Source organism: Mesorhizobium kamtschaticum, assembly GCF_056174585.1.
Map to the genome: position 1 here is coordinate 6,861,183 of NZ_CM149691.1, position 24,981 is coordinate 6,886,163.

Genomic DNA, 24,981 nt, shown 5'->3' on the forward strand with positions numbered 1-24,981 from the left:
TCAAACCCTAACCCTGGGCGGCGAGGAGCATCGTCCTCGCCGCCTCCGCCTGCGTGACCTCGGCAGCCGGAATGTGGAAGTCTCTGATATAGTTGAAGGTGTGGCCGATCGCGGTGGCGATCAGGCAGACGAAGCTCAGCGCCGCCAGCCACCAGATGTACCAGATCAGGCCGAAGCCGAGCGCCACGCTGAAGGCGGCCAGGATGACGCCGGTGCCGGTGTTGCTGGGCATATGGATCGGCTTGAAGCCGGAGAGCGGCCTGATGTAGCCGGCCTTCTTCATGTCCCACCAGGCGTCGTTGTCGCGCACCACAGGCGTGAAGGCGAAGTTGTAGGCGGGCGGCGGCGAGGAGGTCGACCATTCGAGCGTGCGGCCGTCCCAGGGATCGCCGGTCGGATCGGTCAGAGCCTCGCGCTTGCGGATGGAGACGAAGATCTGGATCAGGAAGGCGGCGATGCCGCAGGCGATCAGCACCGCGCCGAAGGCGGCGATGACGAACCAGATCTGCAGCGAAGGGTCGTCGAAGACGCGCATGCGGCGCGTCACGCCCATCAGGCCGAGGACATAGAGCGGCATGAAGGCGAACCAGAAGCCGACCACCCAGCACCAGAACGACACCTTGCCCCAGAACGGGTCGAGCTTGAAGCCGAAGGCCTTGGGCCACCAGTAGGCAATGCCGGCAAACAGGCCGAACAGCACGCCGCCGATGATGACATTGTGGAAGTGGGCGATCAGGAACAGGCTGTTGTGCAGCACGAAATCCGCCGGCGGCACGGCAAGCAGCACGCCGGTCATGCCGCCGACGGTGAAGGTGAGCATGAAGGCCATCGTCCACATCATCGGCAGTTCGAAGCGGATGCGGCCGCGATACATCGTGAACAGCCAGTTGAAGATCTTCGCTCCCGTGGGAATCGAGATGATCATCGTGGTGATGCCGAAGAAGGAATTGACGCTGGCGCCGGAACCCATGGTGAAGAAGTGGTGCAGCCAGACGAGGTACGACAGGATGGTGATGACCACCGTGGCGTAGACCATCGAGGTGTAGCCGAACAGGCGCTTGCCGGAGAAGGTCGAGGTGACCTCGGAAAAGACGCCGAACAGCGGCAGGATGAGGATGTAGACTTCCGGGTGACCCCATATCCAGATGAGGTTCACATACATCATCGGATTGCCGCCGAAGTCGTTGGTGAAGAAGTTGGTGCCGACATAGCGGTCGAGCGCCAGCAGCGAGAGCACCGCCGTCAGCACCGGGAAGGACGCGACGATCAGCACGTTGGTGCACAGCGACGTCCAGGTGAAGACAGGCATGCGCATCATCGTCATGCCGGGCGCGCGCATCTTGATGATGGTGCAGATCAGGTTGATGCCCGACAGCGTCGTGCCGACACCCGCCACCTGCAGCGCCCATATGTAATAGTCGACGCCGACATCCGGACTGTAGCCAATGCCGGAGAGCGGCGGATAGGCGAGCCAGCCGGTGCGGGCGAATTCGCCGACGAACAGCGATGCCATGACCAGGATGGCGCCGCCGACGGTCATCCAGAAGCTGAAATTGTTGAGGAAGGGAAAGGAGACGTCACGCGCGCCGATCTGCAGCGGCACGACGAAGTTCATCAGCCCGGTGACGAAGGGCATCGCCACGAAGAAGATCATGATCACGCCGTGCGCGGTGAAGATCTGGTCGTAGTGATGCGAATTGAGGTAGCCCTCGGAACCGTTGAAGGCGATGGCCTGCTGCAGGCGCATCATGATGGCGTCGGAGAAGCCGCGCAGCAGCATGACCAGGCCGAGCACCATGTACATGATGCCGATCTTCTTGTGGTCAACGCTGGTGAACCATTCGCGCCACAGGTAACCCCAGAGCTTGAAATAGGTGATGACGCCGAGAAGGGCGATGCCGCCGAGCGCCACCGCGGCGAAGGTGGCGACGACGATCGGCTCGTGCAGCGGCAACGCGTCCCAGGTGAGACGGCCGAAGATGAATTTGGTCAGCGTATCGGGCATCTTCTGTCTCTCACAAATCGCGCCGCAGCAGGCCGAGCGACGGCGTATTCGCCTCAGCGCGACGGCTCTCGGTGCCTGGCCTCAGCAGCCCTGCCCCGCGCAGCGGGGAAGATTCCTCGCCGGCCAATCCGTCGGCGTGGCATTGCTGGCCGCGCGCGTCGCGGCAGCCGCCTCCTCCGCAGTGCAGATGCTGGCGACATAGGACGGCTCGTTGCCGAACACCGCGCCGCGCCGGGCGAGCTTGTCGTATTGCAGCGGCAGCGTGTTGCGGACACCCGCAAGACCGAGGCCGCCCTTGGCGTCGATCGACATCATCTCGTTCATGCACATCTTGCCGCGCTCGACGCACAGGTTGAGGATGGCGCCAAAGAGGTCGGGATCGACGGAGGCATAGTGGTGGACCGGCTCGTTCTCGCTCGGCTTTTCAAGGTCGAGATAGGTCTCGCGGCTAAGCGCCGCCGACGCGGTCCTGGTCTGTGCCACCCATTGCTCGAAAGCCTGCTCGGACAGGCCGTGGAAGGCGAAGCGCATGCCGGAAAAGCCGGCGCCGCTGTAATTGGCAGAGAAGCCGCTATAGGTGCCCGGCCGGTTGATGACGGCGTGCAGCTTCGTCTCCATCGCAGGCATGGCATAGATCTGCCCGGCAAGGGCTGGGATGTAGAAGGAATTCATCACCGCCGACGAGGTGATGCGGAAGTCGATCGGCTGGTCGACCGGCGCCGCCAGTTCGTTGATGGAGGCGATGCCGTAATCCGGATAGATGAAGAGCCATTTCCAGTCGAGGGCCACGACCTCGACGCGCAGCGGCTGGTGCAGCTCCGTGACCGGCTGGCCTGGTTCGATGCGGTCGATCCGGCGGTATGGGTCGAGCAGATGCGTGCCGAGCCAGGTCAAGGCGCCAAGGCATATGATGATCAGCAGGGGCGCCGCCCAGATCACCAGTTCCAGTTTGGTCGAATGATCCCAGTCCGGCGCATAGGTCGCCGCGGCGTTGGATTGCCGGTAGCGCCAGGCGAAGAAGACAGTCAGCGCCATGACCGGCACGATGATGATCAGCATCAGCAGGGTCGAGACCACCAGCAGGTCGCGCTGCTGGGCCGCGACATCGCCGGCGGGCGCGAGCACGACCAGATCGCAGCCGCTCAACAGCCCGGCCAGGGGGAACAGAAGCAAGGCTCCAAATCGTTTCATCAAACGCTGCCCTCGATGGACCGCGGCAACCTTCAGTGCGGTATCGATCCAAGGGCTACTGCTCGCGGCGGCGCGGCAACATTGGACAATTTGTCCAATGCCCAGCCGGCATGGCTTTGGCGCAGTGTGCAGTGCACAATGGAACCTTTGGGGAATTCCCATAATTGGGTCCCGGACACTTCATTCCACGCGGTGGCGACGGATAAGATGGCTCAGACTTCGACTGCCGAAACGAACAGCGAGCTGATCGGCTCGCATCATGGCCAGGTCAGCGCCGGCGATATCGCGGTCGGCGTGATCGTCGGCAGGACGTCGGAATTCTTCGACTTCTTCGTCTATGCGATCGCGTCCGTCATCGTGTTCCCCAAGCTCATATTTCCGACGCATGATCCGCTTGCCGGAACGCTCTATTCCTTCTCGATCTTCGCGCTGGCCTTCGTCGCGCGCCCGTTCGGCTCAGTGCTGTTCATGGCCATCGATCGCGCCTATGGCCGCGGCGCGAAACTGACCATCGCGCTGTTCCTGCTCGGCACCTCGACCGTCGCCATCGCGTTTCTGCCGGCCTATGGCGACATCGGTGCGATCGCGATCTGGCTGCTGGCGCTTGCCCGCATCGGACAGGGGCTGGCGCTCGGCGGCACATGGGACGGACTGCCCTCGCTGCTGGCGCTGAATGCACCTGAGAATCGGCGCGGCTTCTATGCCATGATCCCGCAATTGGGCGCGCCGATCGGCCTCATCGTGGCCAGCGCTCTCTTCGCCTTCTTCGTCGCCAATCTGTCGGCCGACGACTTCCTCGCCTGGGGCTGGCGCTATCCCTTCTTCGTCGCCTTCGCCATCAATGTCGTGGCCCTGTTCGCCAGGCTGCGCATTGTCGTCACGCCCGAATTCTCCAAACTGTACGAGAGCGGCGACCTGCAGCCGACGCGCATAAGGGACACGATCCGCGCCGAGGGCCACAACGTCGTCGTCGGCGCTTTCGCGCCACTGGCGAGTTTCGCCCTGTTCCACATGGTGACGGTGTTTCCGCTCTCCTGGGTGTTCCTGTTCACCAATGAGGGGCCGGCGCGCTTCCTGGCGATCGAGGCTGTGAGCGCGCTGTTCGGTATTGCGGCCATCGTCGCATCGGGCCCGCTGGCCGATCGTGTCGGACGCCGTGCGCTGCTCGGCGGTTCGGCGATCGCCATCGCGACGTTCAGCGGCTTTGCCCCGCAGCTTCTGGATGGCGGCACCGTCGGCGAAGCGCTGTTCATGGTGCTGGGCTTCATCCTGCTGGGGCTGAGTTTCGGGCAATCGTCGGGCGTCGTCGCCTCGAGCTTTTCCCGGCAGCATCGCTATACCGGCTCAGCGATCACCTCGGATCTGGCGTGGATGTTCGGCGCCGGCTTCGCGCCGCTGGCAGCCCTGCTGCTGGCCGGCAATTTCGGCCTCATCGCGGCCGGTGCCTATCTGCTGTCGGGTGCTGCCTGCACATTGCTCGCCCTGTGGATCGACGGGCGCCGTCCGGCGGCGGATCGCCAACCCGACTAAAGCGCGTTGCGTCGAAACGGATTCACGCGACGCGCCTTAATCTTTGTTTTGACGCCCGACTCTACTGCGAGACGCAATTATTGCGCGACCCGCACGATGAGCTTGCCGAAATTCTTGCCATCGAGAAGGCCGAGGAAAGCCTGTGGCGCATTCTCCAGGCCATCCACGATATCTTCCCGGTAGCGGACCTGCCCGGACGCGATCCACCCTGCCATCTCGCGATAGAAGGCCGGACGCTGGTCGACAAATTCGCGCTGGATGAAACCCCTGATCGTCAGGCTGCGGTGGAGCACTTGCTGCATCAGCGTCGGCAGCCGGTCGGTGCCGGAAGCGGCGATGGTGTTGTATTGCGCGATCAACCCGCAGACCGGCACACGCGCAAACTCGTTCAGCAGGGGAAACACCGCATCCCAGACAGGGCCGCCGACATTCTCGAAATAGACGTCGATGCCATCCGGGCAGGCCGCCTTCAACTGCTCGGCGAAATTCTCGGCCCGGTGATCGACGACCGCGTCAAAGCCGAGTTCCTGCCGCACGAAGGCGCATTTGTCGGCGCCGCCGGCGATGCCAACGGCGCGCGCGCCCTTGATGCGCGCGATCTGGCCGACGGCCGAGCCGACCGCGCTGCTGGCCGCCGCCACGACCACAGTCTCGCCGGCCTTTGACTGTCCGATCGTCAGCAGGCCGGCATAGGCGGCGAAACCCGGCATGCCAAGCACGCCAAGTGCGGTCGTGACGGTTGCCGCCGCCGCGAGATCGAGCTTGCGCAGCCCGACACCGTCCGACAGAGCAAAACTCTGCCATCCCGAGTGGGACAGCACGATATCGCCTTCAGCGAAATCGGCATGGCGGGATCTGACGACACGCGCGACGGTGCCGCCTTCCATCACGCCGTCGATCTCGACCGGCTTGGCATAGGATTTGGCGGCGTTCATGCGGCCGCGCATATAGGGATCAAGCGACAGATAGAGGATCTGGAGCAGCAGTTCGCCCTCGCCCGGCTCGGCGATCGCCACGGACTCGACGCGGAAATCGCCCGGCTTCGGCCGGCCTTGCGGTCGTGCCGCCAGCACGATGCGGCTGTTCGTCTCAGTCGACATTGGATACTCCCTTCGAACGGCATTCCACGCGAAGAGCGGTTGGCGCTATCGGGCCGAGATTCTCGCGCGACGTCGATCCCTTATACTGTCGTCTGAATGTGCCGCGCCACTGGGACGCCCTGAACCGCCGCTCAGGGCAAAGCGCTCCTTGGAATCGAACAAAGGACGCTGAAGGACGGATTGACCAGGTTTCCGACGCGCAATTTGCAGCATTGGCTGACAAGCTGGTGCGCGTCCATCAGATCCAGTTTCGTCCGCCGAGCGACCCACCTGACAAGGCCGGATGCGGCGATCCGGACGGCGTCGTCGACAGGCCGTGCGCAGCCGATGACGCCGATGTGGCTCTCGGTCTCCAGCCTCGGCCAATCGAACCCGTCTTCGGGCGCAAGCCGGTCGATCGACAATGTCGTGTTGAAGGCGCCTTCGATCGCGGTGCCCGCGATCTCGCCGTCGCCCTGCGAATAGTGCCCGTCGCCGATATAGACATGCCCGCCATCGACATTGGCCCTGATGTAGAGCGTGGCGCCGGGGCCGAGATCCGGAATGTCGAGATTGCCGCCGAAGTCACCCGGGACGACGCCGAGGCGGACTTCGCCATGCGCCGGCGCCACCCCCAGAGTGCCATGAAATGGCCGGAAAGGGACTTGCAGCCGAGCCCCGGAACGCGTCGGCGTCGCCAGCGAAGTGCGGTCTGCGTCGAAGGTCCAGATCCAGACGCGTTCGTCCTGCGGCTGCTGGAGGTTGGGATTGGCACGCGTGCCCGAGAGCAGGCCGAAATCCGGCGAAATCGTCGCGACGCCCCAGTCGCGCGCGGGCTCCAGCGCGATCAGGCGGATGGCGAGAATGTCTCCGGCCACAACGCCGTCGACGGCAATCGGCCCGGTCAGCGGATTGACCTTCGGGTACGGCGCAACCTCACGCGGCCGGCCGTCGACATCGGTCAACCTGCCGGAGAAGCAGTCCTCGGTGAAAACGGTGAAGACCTCCCCGGGACGCACGGTCCTGCGAGGTGCATGGCCGCCGAAATGAAACACGAAGTCATCTTCTCGCTGCATGGGTTGGCCCTTGCGTCATGGTGGTCAAAGGTTTGAACGTTGCGGATCGGATGACCCGCCTGCCGGTGCTGGTTCGAGAATCCTGGCCGGACGGTTGCGCAGGTGAAGCCGCCAGCGCGCGAATGTCAGCCCAAGAATGGCCGCGAGATAGGGCAACATCAGGACGAACTGCGAGGGGATGGCGAGCGCCTGAAGGCGGTCACCCAACGCTCCGAAGAAGCCGAACAGCACCGCAGCGGCAGCCGTTGTCCAGGGCAAGCCACCGCTGAACAGCGTCGCGGCAAGGCCGATGAAGCCACGGCCGCTGGTCATCTCCGGGAGGAAGAAGTGCAGCTTGTCCATCGAGATCTGAGCGCCGGCGAGACCCGCCAGGAGGCCGCTGATGGCAAGCGCCAGCGCCTTCATGCGCGCGACATCGATACCGGCGGAGCGCGCCGCATGCTCGTCTTCGCCCGCGGCGCGCAAATAGGAGCCGACCGGCGTCTTGTAGAGGAAGATAAAACAGGCCGGCACGGCCAGGAATGCCAGGACAACGATGACGCTCTGCCCCTCCAGCGCCGGACCGAGCAGCGGCAACAGGGAAAGCGCACCAGCCGGAATGTGCCAGAGATCGGGGAAGATGATCGGACGCAAGCCACCCGGGCTCCGGTAAAACCACTCCAGCGCAAACAGGCTGCCGCCGGCGGCCAGAAGGTTGATGCCAAGGCCGGCGACGATGAAATCCGCGGAAAACCGCAAGGTCATCAGCGCCAGAAGCTGGGACATCAGGATCGACGCAACCAGCGCACACAAAAGCGCAAGTGCCGCACTTCCGGATGCATTGCCGACGGCAATGGCGGTGAACGCGGCCACCAGCATCATCCCCTCCACGGCAACGTTGAGGATGTTGGCGCGCAGCGTGATCATTGCGGCCAAGGCCGCCAGCACGATCGGCGAGGATTGTTCGAGCACCGAGGCGAGAAAGGAGATGTATGCCATCGGCTCTAGCCCCGCGCCCGGGCGTTGAGCCGCGCCGTCATCAACAGCACGAGGAGGCCCGTGAGGAGATTGACCAGCGAACGCGGCACGTCGGTGGAGATCTGCATGTACGCAGCGCCGTTGATGATCATGGCATAGAACAACGCCGTCGCCAGCGCACCGATCGGATGGATGCGCGCCAGCAGGGCGCATGTGAGCCCGACCAGACCATAGTTGGGCGAGAAATTCTGCTCGAAGCGATGGCCGATCCCCAGCACATAGAGCGTGCCCGCCAGACCGCCGAACCCGCCGGCCAGCAGCATGGCCATGACGATGCGCCTGTCGGCGGGAACGCCGATGGTCCTGGCAAAGCGCAGATTGGTGCCGGATGCACGCAGCTGCGCGCCCCATTCCGTCCTGAACAGCACCACCCAACTCACCACCGACAGCAGGGCAGCGACGATGATGCCGCTGGTGGCGCCCGGCACGCCGGGAAACGCCGGAAGCCATATCTTTTGTGGCAGCACCGCGCTTACCGCACCGTAGCTGGTCGGATCGCGGATCACCTGATTGGCAAGATAGGACGTGAACAACAGCACAATGATGTTCAACATCAGCGTCGTGACGACCTCGTCGACGGCAAGCCTGACCTTGAGGACCGCGGGTATCCAGCCGAGCAACGCGCCGGCCAGGATGCCCCCGACGACCACGAGCGGAAAGAGCACCACCGCCGGAAGGCCGGAAAGGGAGACGCCGATTATGGTCGCCGTGATGGCACCGGCATAGAGCTGGCCTTCGCCGCCGACATTGAAGACGCCGGCCCGGAACGAAAAGATCACGCCGAGCGCGATCAGCGTCAACGGCGTTGCGCGATTGAGGAACAGGGCGAAATTGCCGAGTGAATCGAAATTGGCCAGAAGCAGGTCGCGATAGGCACGGACCGGCTCGTCGGTGATGGCGGCAACCAGCACGAAACCGATAGCGAGCGTCAGCGCGATCGCGGCGACCGGCGCGCGGATGGCCTTCAACAGGTCGATGACAGTGCTACGCATCAGTTGACCGCCCCGAGCGAACCGTTCATCAGCGCACCGACTGTCACTTCGTCGGCATCGCCGCGCTCGAGGACCCGCAAGAGCTTTCCTGAATACATCACGCCGATCCTGTCAGAGAGTGCGAAAATCTCCGACAGTTCGGACGAGATCAGCAGCACGGCGCGGCCGCGATCGGCCGCCGCCATGATGCGCTCGTAGATGAATTCGGCGGCGCCGATGTCGAGGCCGCGTGTCGGCTGGCTGACCACCAGAAGCGTGGGATCGCGGTTCAACTCCCGTGCGATGACGACCTTTTGCATGTTGCCGCCCGACAGGCTGCCGACCGGCGTCGACGGCTGTGCGCCACGAATGTCGAACTCAGCGATCTTGCCCGCCGCGAACGTGTCGACCCTGTCGGTGCGCACCAGTCCGTGCCTGATCAGGCCGGCAAGCCTGTAATTGGTCGCGGCCAGATTCTCGCCGACGCTCATGGTGACGCTGAGGCCACGATCCAGCCTATCTTCCGGGACGAAGCCGAGGCCGGCTTGCTGGCGACCCGGCACGTCGACGGTGGTGACGTCCCGGCCGTCGAATTCGATCGTTCCGGCCTGGATATCGGTGAACCCGGCGATGACTTCGGACAGCTCGGTTTGCCCGTTGCCGTCAACACCGGCGATGCCGACGATCTCGCCGGAGCGGACCTCGAGTGAAATGTCGTCGAGCAGCCGCCTGCCGGCGGCATTTGCCACCGCGACATGGCGAAGCCTGAGCTTGGTCTCGCCGAAGGCGCGCTTGCGCGACTGGCCGGCACGGCCGACGAGAAGACATCGCGGCCGACCATGTCGCGGGCGATGTCCGCCTCGCTGACGTCGCGCGTCAGATGCGTCGATATGGTTTTGCCGTGCCGCAGCACCGTCACCCTGTCCGACACCGCCTTCACCTCGCGAAGCTTGTGGGTGATGAAGAGGATCGTCCGGCCGCGTGAGCGCAAGCCATCGATGACGTTGATCAGTTCATCGACCTCGGGAGGCGTCAGCACCGCGGTTGGCTCATCCAGGATCAGCAGTTCCGCGTCGAAGGCGAGTGCCTTCAGGATCTCGACACGCTGACGCTGTCCGACAGACAGGTCGCGGACCGGCGTATGCGGATCGAGTCCGAAATTGTAGCGCTCTATGAGTGCTGCGGCCCGCGCGACCATGGCCTTGCGGTCGGAGAAGATCGCCAGCCGGGTGAGGTGCCGGCCGAGGAAAATGTTTTCCGCGACCGTCATCGAGGGGACCAAGGTAAAATGCTGGTGGACCATGCCGATGCCGAGCCGGCTCGCGGCGATCGGGCTGGCGATCTCGACCTTGCTGCCATCGAGTTGGATGACACCCGCGCTCGGCTGGTGGATGCCGGCCAGAATGTTCATCAAGGTCGATTTGCCCGCGCCATTCTCACCACAGATGACATGGACTTCGCCGCGCCGGACGCTCAACGCGACGTCTCGCAACGCAACCTTCTCGCCGAACGTCTTGGCGATCCCCGAAAGGTGCAGGATTTCATCCGAGCCGGTCATGGCACAAGTCCACCAACGAGATGACGGGCGGGACCGAACCCGCCCGTCTGCTTCCAAGTCTACTTGAAGGCCGTCTCGACCTTAAGCGCGCCGCTCACGACTTTCGCCTTCGCCTCATCGATCTTCGCCTTTACCGAGGCCGGCACCAGGGCATCGTTGTAGACCAGGCCGACGCCGTTGTTGGCGAGACCGTAGATCTTGAGCTTGCCGAACTCGGCCTTGCCGTCGCGGACCTGCCCGATGGAGTCGTAGATCGAGTTGCCGATCTGCTTCAGCATCGAGGCAAGGACGTTGTCGGGGTGCAGTCCGTTCTGGTCGGAATCGACGCCGATTGCATATTTCTTCGCATCGGCGGCGCCTTTCAATATGCCGAGGCCAGCGGGGCCGGCGACGTTGTAGACGACGTTGGCGCCATTCTCGACGGCGGTCTTGGTGAGGTCGTAGGCCTTCTGCGCATCGTTGAAATTGCCGATGAAGATCACCTGCACTTCGATGTTCGGCACCACCGTCTTGGCGCCCTGCTTGAAGCCGACGATGAAGTCCTGGATGACCGGCAGATCCATGCCGGCGACCACCGCAATCTTCGGCTCACCGGAGGAAAGCGGGAACTCCGCCTTGTCCGTCGCCGCGATCGCCGCGAGCGCTCCGGCGAGATAGGATCCCTCGTTCTGTGCGTACTTCACCGAAAGAACGTTCGGCAAATCCAGCTGATCGTCGAAGAAGACATATTTCTGTTCGGGATGCTGCGGCGCGACCGCCGCCAGATTGTCGTGCATGTTCGGTCCGGTGAAGATGATGTTCCATTCGCCGGAGTTGGAGACCGCTTCAAGATTTCTGGCGCCACAATTGCGGATCGCTCGGCGAGGCCTGCAGCAGGCGCGTGCGCACGCCATCCGCCTCCGCGCGGGCAAAGCCGGTTGCGGCATTGTCGTTGAAACCCATGTCGCCCAGATTGTCGCTCATCACGTAGACGGCGCTGAGCTTGTCGGCCGCATTCGCCGCGCCCGCCATGATCGAGACGGACAGCAATCCGCCGGCAACGCCGGCCAGTAACTTCGAAAGGATTCTCATCATCATCGTGTTCCCTGTTGTTGTTTCGTTTGATGTGCTGCTGCTGGAATTATGCTGCCTGCTTCGACATCGCCGCGCTGCAGCGCCGCGATCGATGCGATCGACGCGAAAAGGGCCTCTTGCGTCGCCTCGACGTCGAATTCGATGACCACGTCGCAGTTGGCCGGCTTGTCGGACCTGCCGAGAAAATCGACGACGGTGCGGCCATAGTTCAGTCCCGGTGACGTCTCGACGTCGACTCTGGCCCTGACGGTCTTCGCAATCCCAGGCTGCGCCGCCACGAGCACGGCGCAGGGATCATGCAGCGGCGCCTCGGTCGGCGTAAGGATGTTCGGCCGGTGCGTTGCGCGCAGCGACGCCAGCAATTCCGCGGCCAGTTTCGCGGCAGGCGTGCGAAGTGCCGCGACGCGATCGATCAGCGCATTCGTGATCGGCACGATGCCACTGGCGTCCACCGGGACCATGGTCAACGCAATGCCCGAGCCGTAGACGATCGCCGCCGCCTCGGGGTCGCACAGGATGTTCCATTCGGCCGCCGCCGTCTTCGTCCCCAGGCCCCACGCACCGCTGAGCGTGACGATCCTGCCGATCAGCGGCTGGATCTGCGGGTAGCGGCGCAAGGCAAGGGCAAGATTGGTCAGCGGTCCGGTGGCGACAATCGTCAGGCCGGGATGCGCGGCAGCCTCGGCCGCGATCCTATCAACGGAATGCTGCGGGTCCAGCTCGACGCGCGCCAGATCGTCGCGAGCGGGGTCGAGTGCGCTCTCCATATCGAGAATGCGGGCGATCAGGCGCTCGCGAAGCAGTGGCCCGGCCGAGCCTTCGCAGACGGGCGCGATCAGCGGATGCGCCGCGGCGACGGTGATCGCGGCATTGATCGCGGTGCGGTCGCTCGCAAGATGTCCAGCCCCCGTGGTCACCGCCAGAAGCCGGACCGCCGGATGTCCCAGCGCGGCCAGGATGGCGAGTGCGTCGTCATTGCCGGGGTCGCAGTCGTGCAGAAGGTCAAGCATCGGCGCCGTCAACCGCGACCCGTCCAGGCGACGAGATTGCACCACATGGCCTTGTAGCCGGGCCAGTTGGTGAATTCGGCGGGACACCAATGCGGGCTGCAGTCCGACATGAAGGCGGCCGTGCGGCCCTGGCCATGCTCGGTCAGGGCCAGAAGCGGATCGTTGCCGATCGTCGCCAGGAGCTCCGCGCCTTCGGCCAGCGTCACGCGATTGTAGCCGAGCAATGCCGGCAGCGGCCCTTGCACCTGATTGAAGACAGGATGGGTATCGCGCACGATTGTGCCGACAACGCCTTCGGGATGTTCGCGCCGGTCGTCCGTCGCCATCAGGCGAACGGGAAGACAGGCCTCGACCGGCGTATCCTTCCAACAGCCCTTGGCCTCGATGCCGGTGAAGGTCAGATAGCCGCCGACCATGACCAGTCCGCCGCCGCCCTTCACGTAATCGGCAATCACGTCCAGCCTGTTGGGCGACCGCTGCGCGTGCAGCCAGGTTTTTGGCGCGAGCAGCAGCGTGTTGGCCCCGATATCGCTCAGGATTACGGTCGCGTATTTCCGCAACCCGTCGACAGTGTCGGGAAAATCCGTCGGAGCGGCATGGTTCTGGATGACATCGACCTGGTAACCGCCGGCCTCGAGCGCGGCCTTGAGGATCGAATAGCCCTCGCCGAACGATGTCGTGGTGAAGGAATCGAAGCCTTTGGTGTGCGTCGCCGTGGTGAACCAGGTCTCGCCGACGATCAGGATCCTCTTGCCACTCATCGCATTCTCCAGACTTGGTCGCGGTCGCGTATCGGAGGCTGATGCGCGCATGGGCGGGCTGGCCAGATGCTCGACATTGCCTCGTTTAAATGGTATCTACACGAGTAGAATTGGTCTTGCAAGCATAGTTGGCCGAAGCGCCGGCGCAAAAAGAGCGTCATGCCACGGGCTGGACGCGACAGGACGTCTGCGCCACGCTGCGTGCGCAGATGAGAGGGAAAGGGTGGTCGAATGCCGCTGTACCGTCAGTTCGAAACGCAGGAACAGCTCGACTGGGAGTACAGGCCTGAGCTCAGGATAGACGACCCCAAAGCGTTCGAGAAAATCATCGCCGGCCGCATTGCGGAGGCCGAAGAGGCGAGAAAAACCCTCAACCGCACGCCCGACGTCCATTACGGACCAACCCGCATGGAGAAGCTCGACATCTATCCCGCCAGCACGACCGGCGCGCCGATCGTGGTCTTCATCCATGGCGGCTACTGGTTCGACGGTCGCCTGAAAAAGGAAAACTACATCTGGGTGGCCAAGGGTTTTACCGGCAATGACGTAACCACCGTCATCATCGACTACGACGTTTGCCCAAAAGTCACCGTCGACGAGATCGTGCGCCAGTGCCGGGCCGCGATTGCCTGGACCTACAAGAACGCCGCCACATTCGGCGCCGACGGCAACCGGATCTATGTGACCGGCAATTCCGCCGGCGGCCATCTGACCGCGATGATGGCGGTGACCGATTGGGTCAACGACTACGGGCTGTCGGCAGACGTCATCAAGGGGGGCTGCCCGATCAGCGGGCTCTATGATATCGAGCCCTTCCAGTACACGTGGATCCAACCGAAGATACAGTTCAACGGCCAGCAGATAAGGCGCAACAGCCCGATACTGCATGTGCCGCAGAACGGAATACCGCTGCTCGTCAGCTGGGGCTCCAACGAGAGCCAAGAATTCTGGCGGCAGTCGGAGACGTTCTGCGCGGCCTGGCAGGCTGGGGGCAACAGGGTCCAGGCCCATCCGCAGGAGGGCTGCGATCATTTCACGGCCATCAGCGCCTATGCCGACAAGGAAAGCGCCTTCTTGAGGCATGTCATGAACCACATGCATGAATGCTGGACTTGACGGCACGGAAAATTCGGCCGGTTTCTCGGGGGCAAGGCAGGTGTAATGGTCACTCGATCCGATGTTGCAAGGCGCGCCGGGACCTCGACAGCCGTCGTCAGCTATGTCGTCAATGACGGGCCGCGGCCAGTCGCTGCCGAAACAAGGCAGCGCGTGCTCGACGCCATCGCCGCGCTCGGCTACCGCCCGAACCGCGTCGCACAGGCCTTGCGGGGGCAGCGGTCGCGTGTGCTTGGCCTGATCGTCCCCGACATTTCCAACCCGTTCTACGCCGAGCTGGCCCGGGTGATCGAGAACTGCGCCGACCTCTCGGGATATACGCTTGTGCTCGGCAACAGCGAGCAGGATGCGCAGCGCGAGCTGCGCTATGTCCGCACCTTTCTCGACCGGCAGGTCGACGGGCTCTTCCTGATCAGCGGCAGCAGCTCCGATGAGTTGACCGCCCTGTTTTCGGAAATCGCCGTTCCCTTCATCCTGCTCGACCGCCGCATCAACTATGCGCCGAACGCCTTTCTGCTGGCCACGGACAGCTTTGCCGGCGCGGTCACCGCGACCCGCCATCTGCTCTCTCTCGGCCACACCGACATATCAGCGCTTTGCGGTCCGGTTCGGGTGCCAAGCGAGCGCGCGCGAGGATATGCGCACGCGATGGCCGATGCGGGCCTAAAGCCGGTCCTGCATCACAGCCAGGAGTACGACCGCCAGTCATCCCATGAACTTGCGCGCCACATTTTGGCAGCACCGGAAAGGCCAAGCGCCATCTTCGCCACCTATGATCTCGCCGGGATCAGCATTTTGCGCGCCGCGGCGGATCTCGGCTTCAGCGTTCCGGCAGACCTTGCGGTCGTCGCCTATGACAACATTCTGGAGGGCCAATACACCGTCCCGCGGCTGACGACGGTCGCCCAGCCGACCGAAGAGCTGGGCAGCAGCGCGACCAGACACCTCATCGGCCTGGTCGAGGGCAAGATCGAAGTCAAATTCGGAATGGAGTTCATCATGCCGAGACTGATCGTGCGCGAAAGCTGCGGCGGAAGAAGCGACACGCCGAGACCGATTGGTTCGCCTGTCTCCTAACATATGTCGCGCCCGGCGCGGGAGATTTTGAGGCCGCGCCGGGAAGCTTGGCCTCAGCCCCGCTTCGGGATCTGGATATCCTCGAGCAGAAGCGTCAGCGCCATGGCGACGAAGTAGAGCGCCGCCACCCAGAGGAACATCACGTTGAAACCACTGGAATAGTGGCCGAGCACCACGTCGCGGATCGCGGCCGGCAAGCTTGACGCCAGATGCGGGGTCAGTCCGGTCAGGCCGTCCGGCAGCAGGGCGGCGGCATCGGCGGGAAGCTCTGATGTCTGCCGGTTCAGGGCCCAGGTCATCACCGCGCCGTTCAGCGCCAGACCCAGCGATGCGCCTATCGTCCGCGCCTGCGTGATCAGCGAGGTCACCGCGCCGATATCCTGCAGCGGCGCCGCGGCTTGGATCGCCACGATCAGCACCTGGAATTGCAGACCCATGCTGATGCCGAACAGGCCCATCATCACCGCCAGCACCCAAATCGGCGTGTGCGATGTGATGAAGACAAAACCGATCATCAGCAGCCCGCCAATACCCATCGCCACCACCGGCATCCATTTGTAGCGGCCGGTTGCGGCAATCACCCGCCCGGCGACGATCGAGATGACCATGGAGGTGATGGAAGCCGGCAGGAACAGGAAGCCGACTTCGGCCGGGCTGAGCCCGGTCAACGTCTGCATGTAGAGCGCGAAATAGAAGAACATGCCCAGCGTCACCGATCCGGCGACCACCGACACGCCGGTGACGACGCGGACCGTCGAAATGCCGAACAGCCGCAAGGGCACGATCGGCTCCTCGGCCCGCCGCTCGACCATGATGAACGAAGCGATTGCCGCCAGCGCGACGACCGGCAGCACGAAGGTGAGCAGATCCGGCCCGGCGGGGTCGAGCACATGATAGCCCCAATAGACGATTGCCGTGGTGCCGATGGCCAGCAGCAAGCCGCCGAGATAGTCGATGCGGTGCCTCTTCTCATTGAACCGGCTGCGCATGGCGAATGCCAGGATCGCCAGCACGACGATGCCGATCGGCAGATTGACCAGGAACACCCAGCGCCAGCCGAACAGGCTGGTGATATAGCCTCCGGCCAACGGACCGAGGACCGACGACAGCGCGAACACCGCCGAACTGTAGCCTTGATATTTGGCGCGGTCGCGCGGCCCGAACAGTTCGCCGATCATGGCGAAGGCCGAGACCATCAGGCCGCCGCCGCCGATACCTTGCAGGACACGCGCCGCGATCAGGCTCTCCATCGACCATGCCATGCCGCAGACCAGCGACCCCAGCAGGAACAGGGTGATCGCCGTCAACACCACGTTCTTGCGGCCATACATGTCGCCGAGCTTGCCGTAGAACGGCGCGACCGCGGCCGTCGACAGCAGATAGGCGGCGCCGACCCAGCCGAACAGATGCAGATTGCCGAGTTCGCCGGCAATGGTCGGCAAGGCGGTGACGACGATCTGCATGTCGATGGTGGCCATGAACATGGCAATCAGTGCGCCGAAATAGACGATCAATGTCGTCAAGTCGGGTCCGGCTTCGGCCTCTATCGGTGCCGCCTCTGGAAGGGTCGAGTCGAGAGTCATTGGGTTCTCCGTAGACTGGGCGCGGTTTATGTGCCCATGGCAGATATATGTCAATATCAAATATATGCTGCCAGCACATAATTGACATTCGCATATATTTTTGCTAGCGCGCTGGGGTATGAGCAGCAACGATACCGAGCCAGGCAATCCGGACCGATTTTCCGCCCTGTGTCAAACGCACGGCGATCAGGACCTCGCGGATCTGGCGCGCAGCAGTGGCCTGTCCGAAGCTGCAGCCGACGCCGTTGCCGCCATCGATGCGGTGATGACCAAGGTGCGCCGCTCGATCCAGCGCCGGGACTTCGGCCGTTTGATCCTGGCCCGCATCGATCCCTCGCTGGAAGTGAGCCATCTCGATGCGATTATCGCACTCGGCGCCGGCGTCGGCGACACCGCACGGGACGAGGTGACGGTCGGCATCATAGCCGAGCGCATGGGGATCGACCCCTCCCGCGCCAGCCGCATCTCCGCCGACCTCGTCGAGCGCGGCTACGCCGTCCGCGTCGCATCGCAACTCGATGCCCGGCGCATTTGCCTCAAACTCACCGCCAGGAGCGAGCGCCTCGTGACGGCGGTTCGTCAGACCAAATGGCGGATTTTCGCCGGCACTCTGGCGCAGTGGGATGAACAGGACCTAGTGACGTTCGCTCTCCTGTTGGAACGCTTCGCGGGTTGGGCCATCGACGAGGCGGGGATGAGCAAGGCGGCCGATGCCGTCAAGCAGATGATGGACGAGACGGAACCGGGCTAGACCTGCCGAGTTGCCCGGACTGCAGCCGTAGCTCGAACCGATGAAGCGCCAACAAGACACTGCGGCGGCTGCGCGATTTGTTGGAGGCGCATATGACCGCGCACGCGTGCTCTTTGGCCCGCGCGCATGGGTCATTTCCGCTCGCAGGCGATAGGGCAACTGACGGGGTGTCCGTGCTCAGCCCTCAGTTCATGCCAAGTGCCGTGCCCGAGATCATGAAATTCTCCGCTGCTTTCCACGCTTGCCGCAGCGCGATGGATTGCATCGTCCGAAACTGTGCTCGACCCGGCTAACATTCGCTGGGCTTGCGCAGTGTTCTGCTTTGCCTCTCCGAAAAATAAGTCTGTGAATATTGGCTTTGTGACGGGAGCGTTTCGTATCCATCAAATGAAAGACGAGTAACGATAAGCAATCTGGCTCGGGGGATTCATGAAACGGTTGCTTGTTGGCGCGGCAGTGCTTGCCGCGAGTGTCGTGGGCGCGGACATTTCTGTCGTCTCTTATATTAGCCAAAGTGCAGGGATGGCAGCACTTGCGCAGGAGAGCCCGGGCTCTTCGGCGGCCGCCGGAAACTCCGCTGCAGGCTACGGCAATGGCGGGGCGGCGCTGGGAGCCGGCGGACCGGCCGCGGGCAGCCCGTCGAGCTCTTCGTCGGCGCAGACGCCATCAACCGAAGGTGGTTCATCAGGGACTGGCAGTCCTGATGCGGCGGCCAAGGTCGGCGCCAAGCCCGCCGATGCCAAAGCCGCCGACGGCACGGATGCCAAGACCACCGACGCCAAGGCTGGTGCGGCGGCGAAGACGACCGATACCGAGGCGGCTTCAGAAACGCCCGAGGCACAGGCCGCCGCAGCGACTGCGGCCGCCACCACGACGAGCACCGACACCGATCCGGAGGCTGTCGGCACGCCAAAGGTGGATCTGCCCAAGGCAGCCGGCAACGGCAATCTCGGCTATGCCATTGGCATCGATGTGCCGGACTTCCACGGCATCGAGCCGCAGATCGCGCTCAACTACAATTCGTCGCGCAAAACCAAGACCGGTGGCCTCTATCAGGGCTGGCTCGGCTATGCCTGGGGTGTCGATGGTTTTGATGTCATCGAACGGGCGACGCCGGGCTACGGCATGCCGGCCTATGATGCCAATGACATTTATCTCCTCGACGGCCAGGCGATGGTCGCCTGCGTTGCCGGCATGGTCTCGCCATCCTGCGCGACCGGCGGCACGCATGCGACCGAGAATGAGAGCTATCGTCGCATTGCGCTCAACAGCACCACCAATGAGTGGAAGGTTACGGACCGCGACGGCACGGTCTCGACCTTCCGCTCGGTGGGTGCGGTCGCCAACCTCAATCCCACCGCCGGCACGCCGGCCTATGACCTGGCGATGAGCTACCGCTGGCTGTTGACGTCGGTCACCGACACCAACGGCAACACGGTCAGCTACAGCTACACCTGTCCGGCCAGCCCGGTCTGCTATCCCTCAAGCGTCTCCTACAACGGCGCCAGCATCACCTTCTACTACGAGACCCGTCCGGACATGATCCTGATGGGCAATGGCCGTGACATCTCGGAGACCAGCCAGCGCATCAAGGCGGTCGGCGTTTCGGTCTCAGGCACACTTCGCAGCGCCTACAAGCTGACCTACGACCAGGCGCCGTTCTCCAACACCTCGCGCCTCACCGCCGTCTCTCGCTACGGCACCGATGCGACAATTGCCGCCGACGGCACAATATCAGGCGGTACCTCGAAGGTCATCGCCCAGATGACCTATCAGAATACAGATGGGGTGTATTCGACGGTGAGTGGCGCGCCCGCGAAGCGCCCGGGAGCCCCAAACCAGGTTGGCGATCTGAACCTCGACGGCCGGGATGAGATCTTCGGGGACTTCATTCAACAGTTTGACCCCTGTCACCCAAACCAAGGTCCTTGCACTGCCATGTCGCGGACCAAATACATATACAAGTTCAATTCGAGCGGCGCGCTGAGTGCAACCGTTTCATTGTCCGACACGATAAATGACGCCACTCAAGCTAATACGACATTTTTTTCGCAGCCCGGCCACTTTATTTCGGCCAAGAACACGTTGGACTTTGCAAGTTCAGTCACCACAACGACAGAATCAGGGGGCAATAATAACCGGACGATCTACGGCGGCTCCACCTCAATCGCCAAGACGGATGCTTCGCTGGGGCTGACGAATGTTTCCTGTGGGTGGCCAGCGCCCCCAGCTGACTACCAGGCAGTCTGCCACGGATTTCAAGCCAGCCGGCAGCCGCCACCAGATCCTATCGTCGCCGACTCCAACGGTGACGGGGTCGACACCCTGAACCCCAACGCCTCTGGTTACCCCGTATACGGCGTTGGTGATTTCCTCGGCAATGGAAAACAGCAGCCGCTGTTCAAGTTAAGCGGATATATGCAGAAGGGTGCACTCTCGAACGGCACTTGGCAGCCCGGCGGGACCTCGTTCCCCATCGGGTGCTTCTTGGGGTCAGGAACACCTGGCAGCTGCGTTTTGGCCGACGTCAATGGCGACGGCGCGACGGACGTTGTTCAGTACAACGGCACCAACGGCAGCACGACTGTTTGGCTGTCGACCGGGACGGGATTCAAGAGCTACAGCGTTGGATCTCTCCCAGGCCCGACCTCGGTCCTTCGCGACTTCGACAACAGCGGCAAGGCTTCCGTCATTACCATCGGTGGGACCATCACGTCGCAGCCCTACCGCACCGGCCCTGTGCGGGTGTTTTCGCTGCGACCGTCGTCGACGGCAATGACGCCGGTCGAGTTCACGTTACCGGTTTCGCTGAGCGCCGGCACGGTGGTGGGCGATTTCAACGGTGACGGTCTGCCGGATTTCACCGACTATAACAACATGTTCATCTCGAACGCAGGCACGGGCAACCCGAACCTGCTGAAGCAGATCACCACGGAACTCGGCGGGACGGTTGCGGTCGAGTACACGCCGTCATCGACGTGGACGAACAACTACCTGCCGCAATTGGTGCATGCGGTGACGAAGCTTTCGGTCGGTGACGGCCGGGGCCAGACGGCGGTGAGCACGTATGCCTATGCCGGCGGCACCTACGATCCCGCGGCACGCAAATTCCTGGGCTTTGCCTCGATCGTCGAGACCAAACCGCTGGCCAATGGCGAGACGGCGCCTTCGACAGTGACGACCACCTATCGCCAGGACCTGGCAAGCTATGGCCTGCCGTCGCTGACGGTGTGGAAGGATGGTGCCGGCACCGTGCACAAGCAGGTGGCCGAGACCTATGCGGTCAATGTGGCGACAAAGCCCTACACCGTGCAGAACACGGCGACCGATACGACGCTGACCGAGACCGACACGGGACTGACCACCAACATTTCGCTGGCCACTCGGGTCGTGCGCACTTTCGATGCCTACAACAATGTCGCCATCCAGGACGACTACGGCCGCACCGACGTCAGCGGCGACGAGACACGCACCGCTCGATGGTTCGCTCCGAACACATCAGCCTATATCGTCTCGCTGCCGCGCTCCGAGGCGGTGGCGGCCGGCTTCGATGGCTCGTTCCCGTGGATCAGCGTGGTTTCCAAAAACTACGATGGCCAGACAGATAATACGCTGCCGCCGGTCAAAGGCAATTTGACACAGGTGCAGAGCTTCAGCGACTATTATTCGACCCCGCCGAAAGCGACCTACCAGTATTTTGCCTACGATACCTATGGCAACAAGGTCTCGGCCGCCAACGGGCTCGGCCACAAAACCGAATGGGATTACGACGCCACCTATCACCTCTATCCCGTAACCGAGCGGGCGCCGAAGTACTTTGCCACCGGCGGTCAAAGTGCCGACACGCGCTTCGTCTCGAGCGCAACCTACAATCCCGTCTGCGGCCTGCCGGCGACCAAGACCGACCTCAATGGCCTGGTGAGAACCTTTACCTACGATCCGTTTTGCCGGCCCTACCAAGTCTCGCAGAGTGTGACCGGCGCCTATGCCAAGACGCGCTTCGAGAACGAAGGCAATCCGGCAACCCAGGCGCTGGTCAAATACGCGCCGCTGCCCAATGGCGCCGGAGAAGACTTTACCCGGTCCTACTATGACGGGCTCGGACGCGTCTATCGGGTGGAGACGCCTGGAGAAACGGCGGCTGGTGCCCACCGCATTGCCGACACGGACTACGACCTTCGCGGCAATATTTTGCGCACCGCTTTCCCAAGGTTCGCCGGTGACACCGCGCAATGGACCACCAACAGCTACGACTGGGCCGACCGGCGGGTGAAGACGGTCAATCCGGATGCCAGCCAACGGACCTACAATCAAGTTCTCGATCCCGGCACCGTCGGCGTAAACCCGGTCTTCTCCGGCGTGCTCATGCAGGACGAACTCGGCCACAGGACATCCATCTATAATTGGGTGCATGGCGACCCTGTGGTCGTCATCAGCGATGCCACCGGCCTCTTTTTGCGAGAGATACGCAACTACGACCGGTTGGGACGCTTGATCAGCGTCAGCGATCCCGGCGGTTCCAATTGGTCCTACACCTATGACCTGCTCGGCAACCGGCTGTCGGCATCCGATCCCGATCTCGGCACCTGGACCTATGTCTATGACGCCGCCAACCGGCTGGTCAGCCAGACCGATGCCAGGGGTACGGTCACCACGCTCAGCTATGACCAGATGGACCGGCTGACGCTGAAGACAGCAACGGCTCCCGGCGGCAGCCCGGTTGTCCTGACGCAGAACACCTATGACCAAGCCGCCGCTGGTTCCTACAACGTCGGCCAGCTGACGACGTCGACCAACCCGGCTGCCACGCAGAGCTACAAATATGATGGCTTCGGCAAGGTCGCGCGCCAGGATGCCACCATCGGCACGCTCACCCACACCACAACGGCGATGAGCGATGCCTCGGGGCAGACATTGGCGACACAATATCTGCCGGTGCAGCTCGACTTCGGCACGTCTGCCGCACCATTGCAATACACCGCCGGCAACAGGCTTGCCTCGGCGCCCGGCTTCATCACCTCGACCATCTACGAGGCCGATGGCCAGACCAGGGAGATCACCTACGCCAACGGCGTGAAGACGTCCTTCACCTACTCGCCGACACGGCGCTGGGTGACGCGCATCACCACGGCACTTGGCGCCACCACATTGATGGACCGGCAATACACGCGCGACACCCTTGGCCGCATCACCAACATTGTCGGGGCGTCAGCGCCCGGCAGCTGGAACTATGTCTATGACAATGCCGACCGGCTGATCTCGGCCGACAATCTCGGCGACAACACGCTCGACGAGACCTTCGTCTATGTCGCCAACGACAACATGGTCTCGCGCACCCGTGTCGCCGGCACCTATGTCTATCCCGCGGCGAGTGCCGCGCGTCCGCATGCACCCGTCAGCGTCGGCGCCAATGCGATGGCCTATGACGCCAACGGCAATCTCACCTCCGATGGCAGCCGCACGCTGAGCTGGGACGAGGCCAACCGGCTGAAGACGGTCAGCCTTGCCTCCAACACCGTCAATCTCGCCTATGGCCCTGACGGAGCGCGGTCGAAGAAAACATCGAGCTTCGCCACGACGCTCTATCCCGACGCCAATGTCGAGATCAATCCGGCGACGCCGGGCGCGGAGATCTACACGCGCTACCCGCATCCCGACATCAAGGTGGTGGGCACGGCCAAATACTTCCTGCACCGCGAGCATCTAGCCTCGGTGCGCCTGGTCACCGACATATCGGGCGCCGTGGTTGAGGGAACCACCTATGCCACCTATGGCGAGAGCCTCAACACCGGCTTCCAGACGCAGAAGGGCTATATTGGCGAGCGCTTCGATGCCGAGATCGGACTGCTGTATCTCAATGCGCGGTATATGGATCCGATGCTGGGGCGGTTCATCTCGCCCGATGATTGGGATCCGACGATGCCGGGCGTTGGGACCAATCGATACGCCTATGCCCAGAACGATCCGGTCAATAAGAGCGATCAAAATGGGCACGGCGCCCTAGATGCGGTTAATGCTTACAATGCCGCGAGAAGCTTATTAGGAGGCAATGACAGACAGGGAGGCACGGACAATTCTAACCCCCAATCATTAGGCCCTCCAGACGATACATCCGGCCCCCCGTCGCTCTTCAACAATGCTCGAAAAGCATACCTTGCGCACGGAAAGTTGACGCTTGGGGCGGTGATCACTGCCGGTTCAATAGGTTTCGGGGTTGGATCGGATGTGGTCACCGATGGCGCGGCAGTGCCGGTGACCACAGCGCCCGCAGTCGCGGGGACTTTATTGGGCACTGGTCTGATGGCCGATGCGATAAAGGACCTCAAGGAAGCACTTTTTGGTCCATCGCATATGTCTAACGATGTACCGACACGATACAGCTCAAAGATAAACCGCAATACGTTTAATACCGAGCGGCCGGCATTCTGGAAGGGTTTAGCTCGATCAAATCCAGAAGGGTATACACCGGAAAACCTGGAGAGGATGAAGGCTGGGATGGCGCCTATCGGGGAAGACGGTTACCCTATGGAGCTGCATCATGTAAGCGGTACCCCAGAGGGCGGATTAACTCCAATGACGCGGACCGAGCACCGGCTTGGCCCGAATTACACAGAGAATCATCCATGGCTCGGGAAGAAAAAATGAGTAGTGAGATTTTCGAAAGCTCTGTTCGCCGCAGTGGGGATCTCGCTGGTGTTTTTGAATATGATGGAAAGACTGGGTACTTTTATCTATATGACAACACTAAAAATGAGGGAAATAAGATTATATCATTTATTTGGATATTTTCAGGAGACGCGCCATTTGAACAGAACGACGTTGATGTGTATTGGAGTCATTCTGAAATTTTTGTCGGCTTAAAAATTAAGGGCGAAACGTGGGCTGTCTTTAGTGAAAACGCAGAAAAATATGGCGGCAGTTATGAAGAAAAAGGGCTTTCATCGGTGCCCGAAGATATTCTTATGCAATTCAAACGACCAATTAATTAATGAGCCCATACGGCAATTACGGAATTACGGTGACAGTGCACTTTCTCGCGAGGTCGGCTTGACCTCCCAGGCCAAGGCCACGCCGCCTCTATAGCCCAAGCAGTCACGACCGAGATCGCGCTCCTGTGCTGCAGCGCAAGCGTCCTCCATCGATATCCAGATCGGCAACGCTCCCGCCCTGCCTGAGCAACCC

General features: G+C 62.6%; 17 protein-coding genes and 2 pseudogenes. 6 read left to right on the forward strand and 13 right to left on the reverse strand.

From position 1 onward, the window contains the following. Nucleotides 1-7 precede the first annotated feature (7 nt). Both cyoB and cyoA read right to left on the reverse strand, forming a co-directional pair. Nucleotides 8-2,005, reverse strand: coding sequence for a cytochrome o ubiquinol oxidase subunit I (cyoB, locus tag AC0V7N_RS33895; protein ID WP_475453068.1), 1,998 nt, complete (start codon nt 2,003-2,005; stop codon nt 8-10). Nucleotides 2,006-2,015: 10 nt separating this feature from the next. Next, nucleotides 2,016-3,196, reverse strand: a pseudogene (gene cyoA / locus AC0V7N_RS33900) (ubiquinol oxidase subunit II). Between the two features lie 207 nt (nt 3,197-3,403). On the opposite strand from cyoA, the gene AC0V7N_RS33905 reads away from it, so the two are divergent. Beyond that, entirely contained in the window at nt 3,404-4,726 is a 1,323-nt protein-coding gene (locus tag AC0V7N_RS33905) for an MFS transporter (RefSeq protein ID WP_475453072.1), read from the forward strand. Nucleotides 4,727-4,803: 77 nt separating this feature from the next. Here the strand turns inward: AC0V7N_RS33905 and curA are convergent, their stop codons facing one another. The 10 genes and pseudogenes from curA to AC0V7N_RS33955 form a co-directional block, all read right to left on the reverse strand. Further along, entirely contained in the window at nt 4,804-5,826 is a 1,023-nt protein-coding gene (gene curA, locus AC0V7N_RS33910; protein ID WP_475453074.1) for an NADPH-dependent curcumin/dihydrocurcumin reductase, read from the reverse strand. A 131-nt stretch (nt 5,827-5,957) separates the two neighbouring features. Continuing rightward, nucleotides 5,958-6,881, reverse strand: a complete 924-nt coding sequence (locus AC0V7N_RS33915; protein WP_475453076.1) for an acetamidase/formamidase family protein — start codon at nt 6,879-6,881, stop codon at nt 5,958-5,960. A 24-nt stretch (nt 6,882-6,905) separates the two neighbouring features. Next, entirely contained in the window at nt 6,906-7,859 is a 954-nt protein-coding gene (locus tag AC0V7N_RS33920) for an ABC transporter permease subunit (RefSeq protein WP_496627586.1), read from the reverse strand. A 5-nt stretch (nt 7,860-7,864) separates the two neighbouring features. Beyond that, nucleotides 7,865-8,890 carry an ABC transporter permease gene (locus tag AC0V7N_RS33925; protein WP_475453080.1) on the reverse strand — a complete coding sequence of 342 codons (1,026 nt, stop codon included), beginning with the start codon at nt 8,888-8,890 and terminating at the stop codon, nt 7,865-7,867. Beyond that, nucleotides 8,890-9,618, reverse strand: coding sequence for an ATP-binding cassette domain-containing protein (locus AC0V7N_RS33930; RefSeq protein ID WP_496627587.1), 729 nt, complete (start codon nt 9,616-9,618; stop codon nt 8,890-8,892). Before AC0V7N_RS33930 ends, AC0V7N_RS33925 begins: the two co-directional genes overlap by 1 nt. A gap of 350 nt (nt 9,619-9,968) precedes the next feature. Continuing rightward, nucleotides 9,969-10,427: pseudogene (locus tag AC0V7N_RS33935) on the reverse strand (ATP-binding cassette domain-containing protein); the annotation flags it as partial. Nucleotides 10,428-10,486: 59 nt separating this feature from the next. Further along, nucleotides 10,487-11,203 (reverse strand): BMP family lipoprotein, encoded by a 717-nt coding sequence (locus AC0V7N_RS33940; RefSeq protein WP_475453084.1) that lies wholly within the window; start codon nt 11,201-11,203, stop codon nt 10,487-10,489. Between the two features lie 49 nt (nt 11,204-11,252). Beyond that, complete coding sequence (locus tag AC0V7N_RS33945; protein WP_475453086.1) at nt 11,253-11,501, reverse strand: hypothetical protein; 249 nt, start codon at nt 11,499-11,501, stop codon at nt 11,253-11,255. Further along, nucleotides 11,501-12,511 (reverse strand): nucleoside hydrolase, encoded by a 1,011-nt coding sequence (locus AC0V7N_RS33950; RefSeq protein ID WP_475453088.1) that lies wholly within the window; start codon nt 12,509-12,511, stop codon nt 11,501-11,503. The genes AC0V7N_RS33945 and AC0V7N_RS33950 overlap by 1 nt, the downstream gene beginning before the upstream one ends. Nucleotides 12,512-12,519: 8 nt before the next feature. After that, the gene (locus AC0V7N_RS33955) at nt 12,520-13,272 is read right to left on the reverse strand and encodes a glutamine amidotransferase (RefSeq protein WP_475453090.1); all 753 of its coding nucleotides are present in this window, start codon (nt 13,270-13,272) and stop codon (nt 12,520-12,522) included. Nucleotides 13,273-13,503: 231 nt separating this feature from the next. On the opposite strand from AC0V7N_RS33955, the gene AC0V7N_RS33960 reads away from it, so the two are divergent. Next, the gene (locus tag AC0V7N_RS33960; RefSeq protein WP_475453092.1) at nt 13,504-14,388 is read left to right on the forward strand and encodes an alpha/beta hydrolase; all 885 of its coding nucleotides are present in this window, start codon (nt 13,504-13,506) and stop codon (nt 14,386-14,388) included. Between the two features lie 45 nt (nt 14,389-14,433). Beyond that, nucleotides 14,434-15,465 (forward strand): LacI family DNA-binding transcriptional regulator, encoded by a 1,032-nt coding sequence (locus tag AC0V7N_RS33965; protein ID WP_475453094.1) that lies wholly within the window; start codon nt 14,434-14,436, stop codon nt 15,463-15,465. Nucleotides 15,466-15,518: 53 nt separating this feature from the next. Here the strand turns inward: AC0V7N_RS33965 and AC0V7N_RS33970 are convergent, their stop codons facing one another. Continuing rightward, nucleotides 15,519-17,048, reverse strand: coding sequence for an MDR family MFS transporter (locus tag AC0V7N_RS33970; protein WP_475453096.1), 1,530 nt, complete (start codon nt 17,046-17,048; stop codon nt 15,519-15,521). A gap of 118 nt (nt 17,049-17,166) precedes the next feature. On the opposite strand from AC0V7N_RS33970, the gene AC0V7N_RS33975 reads away from it, so the two are divergent. From AC0V7N_RS33975 to AC0V7N_RS33985, 3 genes are all read left to right on the forward strand, one after another. Further along, nucleotides 17,167-17,799 (forward strand): MarR family winged helix-turn-helix transcriptional regulator, encoded by a 633-nt coding sequence (locus AC0V7N_RS33975; RefSeq protein ID WP_475453098.1) that lies wholly within the window; start codon nt 17,167-17,169, stop codon nt 17,797-17,799. Nucleotides 17,800-18,321: 522 nt separating this feature from the next. Next, complete coding sequence (locus AC0V7N_RS33980; RefSeq protein WP_475453100.1) at nt 18,322-24,444, forward strand: RHS repeat-associated core domain-containing protein; 6,123 nt, start codon at nt 18,322-18,324, stop codon at nt 24,442-24,444. Then, nucleotides 24,423-24,788 (forward strand): DUF2251 domain-containing protein, encoded by a 366-nt coding sequence (locus AC0V7N_RS33985; protein ID WP_475453102.1) that lies wholly within the window; start codon nt 24,423-24,425, stop codon nt 24,786-24,788. The genes AC0V7N_RS33980 and AC0V7N_RS33985 overlap by 22 nt, the downstream gene beginning before the upstream one ends. The last annotated feature ends 193 nt before the right edge of the window (nt 24,789-24,981 follow it).

Coding starts and splice junctions, on each gene's coding strand:
- cyoB (WP_475453068.1), bottom strand. CDS start 2,005: ATGCCCGATACGCTGACCAAATTCATCTTCGGCCGTCTCACCTGGGAC.
- AC0V7N_RS33905 (WP_475453072.1), top strand. CDS start 3,404: ATGGCTCAGACTTCGACTGCCGAAACGAACAGCGAGCTGATCGGCTCG.
- curA (WP_475453074.1), bottom strand. CDS start 5,826: ATGTCGACTGAGACGAACAGCCGCATCGTGCTGGCGGCACGACCGCAA.
- AC0V7N_RS33915 (WP_475453076.1), bottom strand. CDS start 6,881: ATGCAGCGAGAAGATGACTTCGTGTTTCATTTCGGCGGCCATGCACCT.
- AC0V7N_RS33920 (WP_496627586.1), bottom strand. CDS start 7,859: ATGGCATACATCTCCTTTCTCGCCTCGGTGCTCGAACAATCCTCGCCG.
- AC0V7N_RS33925 (WP_475453080.1), bottom strand. CDS start 8,890: ATGCGTAGCACTGTCATCGACCTGTTGAAGGCCATCCGCGCGCCGGTC.
- AC0V7N_RS33940 (WP_475453084.1), bottom strand. CDS start 11,203: ATGCACGACAATCTGGCGGCGGTCGCGCCGCAGCATCCCGAACAGAAA.
- AC0V7N_RS33945 (WP_475453086.1), bottom strand. CDS start 11,501: ATGATGAGAATCCTTTCGAAGTTACTGGCCGGCGTTGCCGGCGGATTG.
- AC0V7N_RS33950 (WP_475453088.1), bottom strand. CDS start 12,511: ATGCTTGACCTTCTGCACGACTGCGACCCCGGCAATGACGACGCACTC.
- AC0V7N_RS33955 (WP_475453090.1), bottom strand. CDS start 13,272: ATGAGTGGCAAGAGGATCCTGATCGTCGGCGAGACCTGGTTCACCACG.
- AC0V7N_RS33960 (WP_475453092.1), top strand. CDS start 13,504: ATGCCGCTGTACCGTCAGTTCGAAACGCAGGAACAGCTCGACTGGGAG.
- AC0V7N_RS33965 (WP_475453094.1), top strand. CDS start 14,434: ATGGTCACTCGATCCGATGTTGCAAGGCGCGCCGGGACCTCGACAGCC.
- AC0V7N_RS33970 (WP_475453096.1), bottom strand. CDS start 17,048: ATGACTCTCGACTCGACCCTTCCAGAGGCGGCACCGATAGAGGCCGAA.
- AC0V7N_RS33975 (WP_475453098.1), top strand. CDS start 17,167: ATGAGCAGCAACGATACCGAGCCAGGCAATCCGGACCGATTTTCCGCC.
- AC0V7N_RS33980 (WP_475453100.1), top strand. CDS start 18,322: ATGGCAGCACTTGCGCAGGAGAGCCCGGGCTCTTCGGCGGCCGCCGGA.
- AC0V7N_RS33985 (WP_475453102.1), top strand. CDS start 24,423: ATGGCTCGGGAAGAAAAAATGAGTAGTGAGATTTTCGAAAGCTCTGTT.